Annotated in this window: 7 protein-coding genes and 2 riboswitches; of the genes, 6 read left to right on the top strand and 1 reads right to left on the bottom strand. The window is 65.6% G+C overall.

Features of this window, described 5'->3' with window-relative positions; all coding sequences use genetic code 11:
- Positions 1-137: 137 nt before the first annotated feature.
- From speB to betA, 4 genes are all read left to right on the top strand, one after another.
- Complete coding sequence (speB, locus tag DWG20_RS08630; protein WP_115433427.1) at positions 138-1118, top strand: agmatinase; 981 nt, start codon at positions 138-140, stop codon at positions 1116-1118.
- Positions 1119-1195: 77 nt separating this feature from the next.
- Positions 1196-2704 carry an aldehyde dehydrogenase family protein gene (locus DWG20_RS08625; RefSeq protein WP_115433426.1) on the top strand — a complete coding sequence of 503 codons (1509 nt, stop codon included), beginning with the start codon at positions 1196-1198 and terminating at the stop codon, positions 2702-2704.
- Between the two features lie 141 nt (positions 2705-2845).
- On the top strand, positions 2846-4351 hold the full coding sequence (locus DWG20_RS08620) for a purine-cytosine permease family protein (RefSeq protein WP_115433425.1): 1506 nt from the start codon (positions 2846-2848) through the stop codon (positions 4349-4351).
- A 37-nt stretch (positions 4352-4388) separates the two neighbouring features.
- A complete protein-coding gene (betA, locus tag DWG20_RS08615) occupies positions 4389-6074 on the top strand; it encodes a choline dehydrogenase (protein ID WP_115433424.1) in 1686 nt (561 codons plus the stop codon).
- Between the two features lie 163 nt (positions 6075-6237).
- Here betA and DWG20_RS08610 read toward each other — a convergent pair whose 3' ends face one another.
- Positions 6238-7635, bottom strand: coding sequence for an amino acid permease (locus DWG20_RS08610; protein WP_115433423.1), 1398 nt, complete (start codon positions 7633-7635; stop codon positions 6238-6240).
- A gap of 377 nt (positions 7636-8012) precedes the next feature.
- Positions 8013-8101: riboswitch (glycine riboswitch) on the bottom strand.
- A gap of 383 nt (positions 8102-8484) precedes the next feature.
- Positions 8485-8573: riboswitch (glycine riboswitch) on the top strand.
- 248 nt (positions 8574-8821) lie between these two features.
- Between DWG20_RS08610 and gcvH the strand changes: the two genes are divergently transcribed.
- Both gcvH and gcvP read left to right on the top strand, forming a co-directional pair.
- A complete protein-coding gene (gene gcvH, locus DWG20_RS08605) occupies positions 8822-9202 on the top strand; it encodes a glycine cleavage system protein GcvH (RefSeq protein ID WP_115433422.1) in 381 nt (126 codons plus the stop codon).
- A 15-nt stretch (positions 9203-9217) separates the two neighbouring features.
- On the top strand, positions 9218-12088 hold the full coding sequence (gene gcvP, locus DWG20_RS08600; protein ID WP_115433421.1) for an aminomethyl-transferring glycine dehydrogenase: 2871 nt from the start codon (positions 9218-9220) through the stop codon (positions 12086-12088).
- Positions 12089-12130 lie beyond the last annotated feature (42 nt).

The raw sequence follows: 12130 nt of genomic DNA, 5'->3' as shown, positions 1-12130 counted from the left end.
GAATACTTCGGAAATTCCGATTTATGCATCTGATGATTAGCATTTTCCCAATGCAAATCCTCGCCCATATTCACGTCAAAGCCGATCGCAATCAAGCGGCGCTTTATCGTAGAAAACCCTGATGGGAGAGATGCAAGATGGAAAAAAACGGATACGAAACGGGCCGCCTCGACCTGCCCTTCGTCGGGCACTGCACCTTCGCCAAGTCGCCGGTCTGCCTCGACTGGAACCGCATCGACGCCGACGTCGCCATCCTCGGCGCACCGAACGACATGGGCACCCAGTGGCGCTCGGGCGCGCGCTTCGGTCCGCGCGGCATCCGCGAGGCGTCGACGCTGTTCTCGTTCGGCCACTCGGGCGCCTACGACCACGAAGACGACACGACCTATTTGACGCGCGAGCAGGTGAGCATGGTCGACGTCGGCGACGCCGACATCGTCCACACCGATATGGCCAAGAGCAACGCCAACATCGAGTTCGCGGTGCGCAAGATCCTCGAATCGGGCGCGATGCCGGTGGTGCTCGGCGGCGACCACTCGATCCACGCGCCGGTGATCAAGGCCTACGAAGGGCACGGCCCGATCCACATCGTGCACTTCGACGCCCACCTGGACTTCGTCGACGAGCGCCACGGCGTGCGCTACGGCCACGGCAACCCGCTGCGCCGCGCATCCGAGATGGACCACATCGGCGGCATGACGCAGCTCGGCATCCGCAACGTCTCGTCGTCGAACCGCGACGACTACGACGCCGCGCGCGACGCCGGCTCGCACATCCTGTCTGTGCGCGACGTGCGCCGCCTCGGCACCGACGGCGTGCTCGCGCTCATTCCGGAAGGCGTGCCCTACTACATCACCATCGACATCGACGGCTTCGACCCGTCGATCGCGCCGGGCACCGGCACGCCGAGCCACGGCGGCTTCCAGTACTACGAAGTGCTGGAAATCATCCAGGCCTTGTCCAAGCGCAGCCGCGGCAACATCGTCGGCATGGACCTCGTCGAGGTCGCGCCCGCCTACGACCAGGCAGACGTGACCTCGATCCTCGCGGCGCAGCTGTTGATGAACAGCCTCGGCTTCATCTTCCACGACCGTGCTCAGGCCAAGGCGGGACGCTAAGCCTCCCCCGGACGTTCACTACCCATTCAGACAGAGCCCGCCGCCAAGATGCGGGCGTCAGAAACAGAGGAAAGATCATGGATACAGTCGTACAGCAATACCTGGAACGATACGGCGTGTCGGAGGCGACGCGACGCTTCCTCGCCAAGCCGCAGAAGATGTTCATCGGCGGCCGATGGCTGGAAAGCGGCGACGGCCAGTTCTTCGACTCGGTCGAACCGTCGACCGAAGGCGTCATCACGCGTATCCCGGCCGGCACGGTCGACGACCTCGACCATGCGGTCGCGGCCGCGCGCGCCCAGTTCGACGGCGGGCAGTGGCGACGCCTGAAGCCGCTGGAGCGCGAGCGCCTGCTGCATCGCCTCGCCGACCTGATAGAGGCGAACGCCATCGAGTTGGCCGAGCTCGAAGCCATCGACATGGGCAAGTCGGTCGCCTCTGCGCGCGACGTCGACATCCAGGGCACGGTCGACACCTTCCGCTACTTCGCCGGCTGGGCGTCCAAGCTGCACGGCCGCACCGTCGAGCCGTCGCTGCCGGGCAACTATCTGGCCTACACGCGCAAGGAGCCGATCGGCGTGGTCGGCGCGATCGTGCCGTGGAACTTCCCGCTGCAGACGATGGCGTGGAAGCTCGCCGCCGCGCTCGCGGTCGGCTGCACCACCGTCGTCAAGCCGGCCGAGCTGACCTCGCTGTCGACGCTGCGCTTCGCCGAGCTGGTGCAAGAAGCCGGCATCCCCGACGGCGTGGTCAACATCGTCACCGGGCGCGGCAGCGTGGTCGGCGCGGCGATGGCCACCCATCCTGGCATCGACAAGCTGACCTTCACCGGCTCGACCCCGGTCGGCCGCAACGTTGGCCGAGCCGCGCTCGACAGCATCAAGCGCGTCACGCTCGAGTTGGGCGGCAAGTCGCCGGTGCTGGTGCTCGACGACGCCGACCTTGCGGCCGCCGCGCGCGCGGTGGCCAACGGCGTATTCTTCAATTCGGGACAGGTGTGCGACGCCGGCACCCGCGCCTACGTGCACCGCAGCGTGTACGACGCCTTCCTCGACGAGCTGATCGCCTACACCGCCACGCTGAAGATCGCCCCAGGCCTGGATCCGGACTGCTTCATCAGCCCGCTGGTATCGGCGCTGCAGAAGGACCGCGTCGTCTCCTACATCGACACTGGCCGGCGTGAGGGAGCCGAGCTCGTCCACGGCGGCCACGCGCTGCAAGGGCCGGGCTACTACGTCGAGCCGACCATCTTCGCCCACTGCCGCAACGACATGAACATCGTCCGCGAGGAGATCTTCGGCCCGGTGCTGGTGACCGCCCCGTTCGACGATATCGACGACGCGCTGGCGCAGGCGAACGATTCGCCGTTTGGCCTGGCCGCCGCGATCTACTCCAACGACCTCGGCCGAGTGCACGGCCTGATCCCGCGCCTTCACGCCGGCTCGGTCTACGTGAACGCGCACAGCACGATAGACCCGGCGATGCCGTTCGGCGGCTTCAAGGAGTCCGGCTTCGGCAAGGACCTCGGCCCGGAACAGCTCGATCACCTGATGGAGACCAAGGCCGTGTGGATCACGCTGCCCTGACAAAGAGGCGGGTACACCGCCCACGGGCAAGCGCATGACAAGACGGACGTTGGCCGAGCCTGGCTCGGCCAACCTTGCCGTCGCGGGCGGCGCGAGATGCGCGCACCTGACGGCACGACAAAGGATACAGAGGAGAAACCGATGAAATCGGGTACGCACACTACGCCTGCGTCTCAGGGACAAGGCGGGCTGGAAATCGAAGGCCATTCGATCGACTTCATTCCGGAACACGAGAGGACCGACAAGCTGTCGACGCAAGGTCCGTTCTGGTTTGTCGGCAACTTCACCTTCTTCACTATGACGATCGGCTTCGTCGGACCGAGCGTGGGCCTGAGTTCGCTGTGGACCACGATCGCCGGCACGCTCGGCATCATGTTCGGCACGCTGTTCATGGCCTTCCACGGCTCGCAGGGGCCTCACCTGGGCCTGCCGCAAATGATCCAGTCGCGCGCGCAGTTCGGCTACCGCGGCGTGGTGCTGGTGCTGCTGGCGACGCTGTTCGTGTTCGCAGGCTTCAACATCGTCAACCTGGTGCTGATGATGCAGGGGCTCAACACGCTGTTCGCGTGGGGACCGATGCAGGTCGGACTGGCGGTGACGGTGCCGGCGACGATCCTCGCCATCCTCGGCCACGACTGGATGCACAAGACCTTCAAGTGGTCGCTGTTCCTGTCGCTGCCGCTGTACGGCATCGTGACGCTGGCGGTGCTGATGGGCTGGATCCAGGACGCGCCTCCGGTGGCCAACGCGCCCGCCACGGCTGCACTGGGTTTCACCTGGATCGGTTTCATCACCCAGTTCGCCGCCGGCGCCAGCTACAACATCGCCTACGCGCCCTACGTGTCGGACTACTCGCGCTATCTGCCGAAGAACACCTCGAGCGGCAAGCTGATCGCGGCCGTCTTCCTCGGCGCCTCGCTGTCCGGCGCGTGGATGATCGCCGTCGGCGGCTGGCTGGGCGAACACCTGCACGCCACCGACGTGCTGGTCGCGCTCCACAGCGTAGGCGCCAGCGTCGCACCGCAACTGGGCACGGTGGTCGTGGCCGTCACCATCATCGCCTTCCTGCCGGTCATCGCGATGAACATCTACAGCGCCAAGCTGACGGCGATCACCGGCGTGGACTCGTTCCGCAAGGTCAAGCCGACGCCCAAGGTGCGCGTCTGGGCCATCCTGTTCGTGGTCTTCCTGCAGCTGGGCGTGGCGATGAGCATCTACACCTCCGGTTCGGGCCTGTCGGTGCTGAACATCTACCTGGTGGTGATGCTGTACTTCCTGGTGCCGTGGACCGCCGTCAACCTGACCGACTACTTCTTCGTGCGCAAGGGCCGCTACGCCATCCCGCACTTCTTCCTGCCGCACGACAACCTCTACGGCCACTGGGGCTGCCGCGGCCTGCTCGCCTACCTGATCGGCTTTGTCACGATGATCCCGTTCTTCACCATCTTCAACGGCCCCAAGGAAGTCTACGTCGGCCCGCTGGCGCGGATGATCGGCAGCGTCGACCTGGCCTGGCTGGTCGGCCTGGTCGTCTCGGGCCTCGCCTACTACCTCTTGTGCCTGACGCTCGACCTCAAGAAGGAAGAAGAGCTCATCCGCCACATCGAAAAGACCACCCCCCAATACACCACGGGAGAAGGCTGGTAAGCGGCCCCGGGCCGCGCCATCCACGGAGAGAAGAATCATGGCAAACGAATTCGACTACATCATCGTCGGCGCCGGTTCCGCCGGCTGCGTGCTGGCCAACCGCCTGACCGAGGACGCGAACGTCTCGGTGCTGGTGCTGGAATTCGGCGGCAGCGACAAGAGCGTCATCATCCAGATGCCGAGCGCGTTCTCGCTGCCGATGAACACCAAGAAGTTCAACTGGCGCTACGAAACCACCCCCGAGCCGCACCTCGACAACCGGCGCCTGCACTGCCCGCGCGGCAAGGTGCTCGGCGGCTCCTCGTCGATCAACGGCCTGGTCTACATCCGCGGCCACGCCTACGACTTCGACGAGTGGGAAGAACTGGGCGCGAAGGGCTGGGGCTACCGCAACTGCCTGCCGTATTTCAAGCGCGCCGAGAGCTACAAGTTCGGCGGCGACGACTACCGCGGCGCCGACGGCCCCCTGAGCACCAACAACGGCAACAATATGCAGAACCCGTTGTATGGCGCCTGGGTGGAAGCCGGCGCAGAGGCCGGCTACATCAAGACCGAGGACTGCAACGGCCACATGCAGGAAGGCTTCGGTGCGATGCACATGACGGTCAAGAACGGCGTGCGCTGGTCCACCGCCAACGCCTATCTGCGCCCGGCGATGCGGCGGCCGAACCTGACCGTCGTCACCCACGCGATGACGCGGCAGATCATCCTGGAAGGCAAGCGCGCGGTCGGCGTCGTCTACGACCAGGGCGGCGTCACCCATACCGTGCGCTGCCGGCGCGAGGTGCTGGTGTCGTCCGGCCCGATCGGCTCGCCGCACCTGTTGCAGCGCTCGGGCATCGGCCCGGCCGAGGTGCTCAAGAAGGCCGGCATCGCCGTCAAGCACGACCTGCCCGGCGTCGGCGAGAACCTGCAGGACCACTCGGAAATCTACATCCAGTACGAATGCAAGGAGCCGGTCACGCTGAACGGCAAGATGGGGCTGTTCGGCAAGATGATGATCGGCCTGCGCTGGCTGCTGTTCAAGGACGGCCTGGGCGCCAGCAACCACTTCGAGGCGGGCGGCTTCATCCGCTCTGAGGTCGGCCTGCGCTGGCCGGACATCCAGTTCCACTTCCTGCCCGCGGCGATGCGCTACGATGGCGACAAGCCGTTCAAGGGCCACGGCTTCATGGTGCTGACCGGGCCGAACAAGCCCAAGAGCCGCGGCCACGTGCGCGCGCTGTCGGCCGACCCCTACGTCCATCCCGAGATCCGCTTCAACTATCTAGAGAGCGAGGAGGATCGCGAGGGCTTCCGCCGCTGTGTGCGGCTGACGCGCGAGATCATCGGCCAGCCGGCGATGGACCGCTACCGCGGCGTCGAGCTGGCGCCGGGGCCTCAGGTTCAGACCGACGACGAGATCGACGCCTTCGTGCGCGCCAACATGGAAAGCACCATGCACCCGTGCGGCTCGTGCCGCATGGGCGAGGACGACATGGCGGTGGTCGATTCGGAACTGCGCGTACGCGGCATAGCCGGGCTGCGCGTGATCGACTCGTCGGTGTTCCCGACCGAGCCGAACGGCAACCTGAACGCGCCGACCATCATGTTGGCCGAGCGCGCCGCCGACCTGGTGCGCGGCAGGCCGCCGCTGCTGCCGTCCGACGCGCCGGTCGGCCTGGCCGCGAACTGGGAGACGCAGCAGCGCAGCCACTCGCCCCGGCGCAAGGTCGCGGCCTGAGGCCGCGAGATGGCCGGGCGCAAGCCCGGCTTTTTTGCGTCCGGCCCCGACCCCAATGGCGCCGGCGCGGCCTCGGCCAACGTCGAGGCTCGAACGCCCGGCCACGAAAAAGCCCCGCCTGAACGGCGGGGCTGCGTGTTGCATGTGTGAAGATGGGAGCGACTCAGCGGCTCTCGGTCTGCAGGCGCGGCTCGGCCGTCTTGCGGTGCATGCCCGTGCCGTAGTAGACCGCGATCAGCAGTACGAGCCAGCCCGGGCCGACGATCAGCGCGACGCGGGTGTCCGGGAAGTAGGTCATCACGCCGATCACAAGCGCGAGGAAGGCCAGCGCGATATACGAGCCGTACGGGAAGAGAGGCATCTTGCTCGGCAGCTCGGCCAGCTCGGCGGCGCTCAGCGTCTTGCGGAAGTTCATCTGCGCCAACAGGATGACCGCCCAGGTCCAGATCGCGCCGAAGGTCGCGATGGCGGTGAACCAGGTGAACACCTCTTCCGGCGCGACGTAGTTGAGCGCGACGCCGATCAAGAGCAGCACGCACGACACCAGCACCGCGGCGTTCGGCACGCCGTTTTTGCCGAGCTTCGCGAACAGCGGATGCGCCTGAGACTGTTCGGACAGATTGAACAGCATGCGGCCGGTGCTGAAGATGCCGCTGTTGCACGACGACAGCGCCGCGGTCAGCACGACGAAGTTGATCAGGCCGGCGGCGGCCGGGATGCCCATCTTCTCGAAGGTCATCACGAACGGGCTGCCCTTGGCGCCGATCTCGTTCCACGGATAGATCGACAGGATCACGAACAGCGCGCCGATATAGAAAATCAAAATCCGCCAGAATACCGAGTCGACCGCGCGCGCGAGCGTTTTCTTCGGGTTCTTCGCTTCGCCGGCGGTCAGGCCGATCATCTCTACGCCCAGATAGGCGAACATCACCATCGGCAGCGCCATCAGCACGCCTTCGAAGCCCTTGGGCATGAAGCCGCCGTGGCTGAACAGGTTGGCGATGCCCAGCGCTTGCCCGTCGTTGGCGAGTCCGAAGAAGATCATCCCGCCGCCCGACACGATCATCAGCACGATGGTGACGATCTTGATCAGCGCGAACCAGAACTCGAACTCACCGTAGGCCTTGACCGCGATGAAGTTGACCGAGCCCATGATCACCAGCGCCGACAGCGCCCAGATCCACGGCGGCACGTCCGGGTACCACATCCCCATATAGACGCCGACCGCGGTGATCTCGGCCATGCAGGTGACGATCCACATGAACCAGTAGGTCCAGCCGGTCAGATAGCCGGTCAGCGGGCCAATATAGTCCTTAGCGTAGCGGCTGAACGAGCCGGCGACCGGGTTATGGATCGCCATCTCGCCGAGCGCGCGCATGATCAGGAAGATGGCGAAGCCGCCGAGCGCGTACGAGATCATGATCGCCGGGCCGGCGAGCTTGATCGCCTTGGCCGAGCCGAGGAACAGGCCGACGCCGATCGCGGCGCCGAGCGCCATCAGGTTGATGTGCCTCTCTTCGAGGCCGCGGTGTAAGGTTTCTTGTTGCGGTGTTTGCTGCATGATTTCTCCCACCCCGGGGCAGCCCTCTGTCGGGGACGCTGTCGGGGGCTTTCTCCAGAAGATGCACGGACCGGACCGCCGGATGAGCGGGCCGGATGAAAGGTCGGGTGGCCTTGTGGGCCGGCGCGACCTGATGGAGTGCGCTAGCGTGACGTGTTCATGGCAAGACTCCTCAGACGGGGGCGAGACGCCGCCGGACGGCGGCCGAGACCGGCCGGGTTCCTGCAGTCGGTCGACGGCAGGCCCTGGCCGATGCGCATGCCCCCTCTGTCCGTTTGCCTGAGAGATTGACGGCGCCGACTCTCGTCGGCGCCTTTCCTTCGGCGAGGCCTACGGGTTGTGCGACGACGTCCCGCGGCCTACTCTCCAGAGTGCCCATCAACGCAACGGTCCTTTTGCCTGAGAGTTTCTGGGGCGATACCCCTTCGGCGCCGCCATTCAAGGCGATCTCTCCCGCTGCGTTCGCTAGGCTGATCGCACTCTAGGAAGCGACGTGCGTTCGCGTCAATCGGCGCCGGCACCGTCTTTATTTTGTGCTTCGCAGCAAAAACAAGCGTTTCAAAATCCAGTTTCCCACGCCGCGACTGAATATTTTCTCGTCATCACCGTTATTGCACCGCAATAGCCGTTTTCAAACACGCGGGTTCCCCCTTGTCTTTTCGCCGAATCATTATGTCGCCCTTTTTTCACACCCCGCCGAAATCCCCGCCTGACGGGCGTTTCCGTCCCCGGTAAAACCCTTAATCATTTACCCTCTGCGCGATTTTTATATTTCTTTCGGGCCCCGATTTTTTACGACTTGGCCGGTTGACATTCAAAAACCGATTAATTAAATTGCCAATCAGCTTATGTGACGCAGCGGGAGAGATCGCCTTGAATGGCGGCGCCGAAGGGGTATCGCCCCAGAAACTCTCAGGCAAAAGGACTGCCGCGTCGACGAGCTCTCTGGAGAGAAGGCACCGAGGCCGTCCATCGTGGACACGCCAGGCCCGGTCGCCTCGCCGAAGGAAGGCGATGGGTCTCACCCCGTCACCGTAATCTCTCAGGCAAACGGACAGAGGGGGCGCCAACCGACGTCAAGTCAAGTGCGCGCCCGCGTTCCGGATGCCCTTCCCCGCATTCGCCCGCTCCGTCTTCTTGACCGTGACGTCGGATTCATCCGCACTTCACCCGTCAGGAGAGAGACATGAGCGACATCAAATTCACCGAATCCCACGAATGGCTGCGCAGCGAGGCTGACGGCACCGCGACCGTCGGCATCACCGGCTTCGCGCAGGAACAGCTCGGCGACATCGTATTCGTGCAGCTGCCGAAGGTCGGCGAGCGTTTCGCCGCCGGCGACGAGGCGGCGACGATCGAATCGGTGAAGGCCGCCGGCGAGATCAAGATCCCGGTCGCCGGCACCATCGTCGAGGTGAACGCCGCGCTCGAAGGCGAGCCGTCTCTCGTCAACGACGCACCGCTTTCTGACGGCTGGTTCTTCAAGGTCAAGCTCGACGACGCAGAGGAGCTTGCCGGTCTCCTGACCGAAACCGCCTACCAGCAACTGGTCGGCGACCTCGCCTGATCCCGGGAGACCGCCATGAGCCAGCAACCCTACGCCGCACTGACCGAGCGCGAACTGTTCCAGCGCCGCCACATCGGCCCCGATACAAGCGAAAAAGAAGCGATGTTGGCCGAGCTTGACGTCGCGTCGGTCGACGAACTGATGAACCAGGTCGTGCCAGCAAGCATCCGCCTCGCCAAGCCGCTCGACCTGCCGGAAGGCTGCACCGAAGCCGAGGCGCTGACGCGCCTGGCCAAGATCGCCGGGCGCAACAAGGTGTTCAAGTCCTTCATCGGCATGGGCTACTACGATACCCACACGCCGCCGGTGATCCTGCGCAACGTGTTCGAAAACCCGGCGTGGTACACCGCGTACACGCCGTACCAGCCGGAGATCTCGCAGGGCCGGCTCGAGGCGCTGCTGAACTTCCAGACCATGGTCACCGACCTGACCGGCCTTCAGATCGCCAACGCGTCGATGCTCGACGAGGCGACCGCCGCGGCCGAGGCGATGACCTTCTGCCAGCGCCTGTCCAAGTCGAAGAGCAAGGTGTTCTTCGTCGCGCGCGACTGTCACCCGCAGACCATAGAAGTCATCCGCACCCGCGCCGAACCGCTGGGCATCGAGGTCGTCGTCGGCGACCCGCGCCGCGACCTCGCCGGCTTCGAAGCCTTCGGCGTGCTGCTCCAGTATCCGGGCTCGCACGGCGACCTGATCGACTACCGCTCCGTCACCGAGACCGCGCACGCCAACGGCGCGCTGGTCGTCGTCGCCGCCGACCTGCTGGCGCTGACGCTGTTGACCCCGCCGGGCGAATTCGGCGCCGACGTCGCGGTCGGCACCACGCAACGCTTCGGCGTGCCGATAGGCTTCGGCGGCCCGCACGCCGGTTACTTCGCGACGCGCGACGAGTTCAAGCGCACGATGCCGGGTCGCCTCGTCGGCGTATCGGTCGACAGCCATGGAAGACAAGCACTGCGCCTGGCGATGCAGACGCGCGAGCAGCACATCCGCCGCGAAAAGGCGACCAGCAACATCTGCACGGCGCAGGCCTTGCTCGCGATCATCGCCGGCCTCTACGCCGCCTACCACGGGCCGGAAGGGCTGAAGACGATCGCGCGCCGCGTGCACCGGCTGACCGCGACCTTGGCCGAGGGCCTGCGCCGCCTCGGCTTCAGCGTGCCGACCGAATCCTTCTTCGACACCGTCACCGTCGACACCGGCAAGCACACCGCGGTGCTGCACTCGCTCGCGCGTGCGCACTCTATCAACCTGCGCCAGGTCGACGGCACCCGCGTCGGCGTCTCTTTTGACGAGACGACCACCGCCGACGACGTGCAGGCGCTGTGGTCGATCTTCGCGATGGGCAATACGACGCCGTCGTTTGCCGAGGTCGAGGCGAGCGTGTCCGACGCGATTCCCGCGCAACTCGCGCGCAGCGGCGACTTCCTGACCCACCCGGTGTTCCATCTCTACCGCTCGGAAACCGAGATGCTGCGCTACCTGCGCCGTCTCGCAGACAAGGACCTCGCGCTCGATAGGACGATGATCCCGCTCGGTTCGTGCACGATGAAGCTGAACGCGACGACCGAGATGATCCCGGTGACCTGGCCCGAGTTCGGCAGGCTGCACCCGTTCGCGCCGCTCGAGCAGACCGCCGGCTATCGCGAACTGACGCGTGAACTCGAGGCGATGCTGTGCGCGGTGACCGGCTACGACGCGGTGTCGCTGCAGCCTAACGCCGGTTCGCAGGGCGAATACGCCGGCCTGCTCGCGATCCGCGCCTACCACGCCAGCCGCGGCGAGTCGCAGCGCGACGTCTGCCTGATCCCGTCGTCGGCGCACGGCACCAACCCGGCTTCCGCGCAGATGGTGAACATGAAGGTGGTCGTCGTCGCTTGCGACGACGCCGGTAACGTCGACGTCGAAGACCTCAAGGCCAAGGCCGAGCAGCACAGCGACAGGCTCGCCGCGATCATGATCACCTACCCGTCGACGCACGGCGTGTTCGAGGAGCGCGTGCGCGAGGTGTGCGACGTGGTCCACGCGCACGGCGGCCAGGTCTACATCGACGGCGCCAACATGAACGCGCTGGTGGGCCTCGCCCAACCCGGCCAGTTCGGCGGCGACGTGTCGCACCTGAACCTGCACAAGACCTTCTGCATCCCGCACGGCGGCGGCGGCCCGGGCGTCGGCCCGATCGGCGTGAAGTCGCATTTGGCGCCGTTCCTGCCCGGCCACAAGGCCGGCGAGTTGTCCGGCGGCGGCGCGGTGTCGGCCGCGCCGTTCGGCAGCGCGAGCATCCTGCCGATCACCTGGACCTATATCACGCTGATGGGCGCTCAAGGGCTCAAGCGCGCGACCGAGACGGCGATCCTCAACGCCAACTACATCGCCGCCAAGCTCGCGCCGCACTACCCGATCCTCTATAGCGGGCCTAACGGCCGCGTCGCGCACGAGTGCATCGTCGACCTCAGGCCAATCAAGGACGCGACCGGCATCTCCGGCGAGGATGTTGCCAAGCGGCTGATCGACTTCGGCTTCCACGCGCCGACGATGTCGTTCCCGGTCGCCGGCACCCTGATGATCGAACCGACCGAGTCGGAATCGAAGGTCGAGATCGACCGCTTCATCGAGGCGATGGTGACGATCCGCGACGAGATCCGCGCGATCGAACAGGGAGCGCTCGATAGAGACGACAACCCGCTGAAACACGCGCCGCATACCGCGGCCGCGCTGGTAGGCGAGTGGGGCCATTCCTATTCGAGAGAGCAGGCGGTGTTCCCGCGCGGGCTCGAGCGCGACCACGGCACCAAGTACTGGCCGCCGGTAGGCCGCGTCGACAACGTCTACGGCGACAGGAATCTTGTCTGCAGCTGCCCGCCGCTGTCGGCCTACGAAGACTGAAAACGCGCCAGGCTCGGCCAACCTTTTACCATCCCCAAGGTT

It is taken from the genome of Crenobacter cavernae, assembly GCF_003355495.1.
GTDB classification, from domain to species: domain Bacteria; phylum Pseudomonadota; class Gammaproteobacteria; order Burkholderiales; family Chromobacteriaceae; genus Crenobacter; species Crenobacter cavernae.
This window is presented reverse-complemented; position numbering and strand designations above follow the sequence as displayed.

Coding starts and splice junctions, on each gene's coding strand:
- speB (WP_115433427.1), top strand. CDS start 138: ATGGAAAAAAACGGATACGAAACGGGCCGCCTCGACCTGCCCTTCGTC.
- DWG20_RS08625 (WP_115433426.1), top strand. CDS start 1,196: ATGGATACAGTCGTACAGCAATACCTGGAACGATACGGCGTGTCGGAG.
- DWG20_RS08620 (WP_115433425.1), top strand. CDS start 2,846: ATGAAATCGGGTACGCACACTACGCCTGCGTCTCAGGGACAAGGCGGG.
- betA (WP_115433424.1), top strand. CDS start 4,389: ATGGCAAACGAATTCGACTACATCATCGTCGGCGCCGGTTCCGCCGGC.
- DWG20_RS08610 (WP_115433423.1), bottom strand. CDS start 7,635: ATGCAGCAAACACCGCAACAAGAAACCTTACACCGCGGCCTCGAAGAG.
- gcvH (WP_115433422.1), top strand. CDS start 8,822: ATGAGCGACATCAAATTCACCGAATCCCACGAATGGCTGCGCAGCGAG.
- gcvP (WP_115433421.1), top strand. CDS start 9,218: ATGAGCCAGCAACCCTACGCCGCACTGACCGAGCGCGAACTGTTCCAG.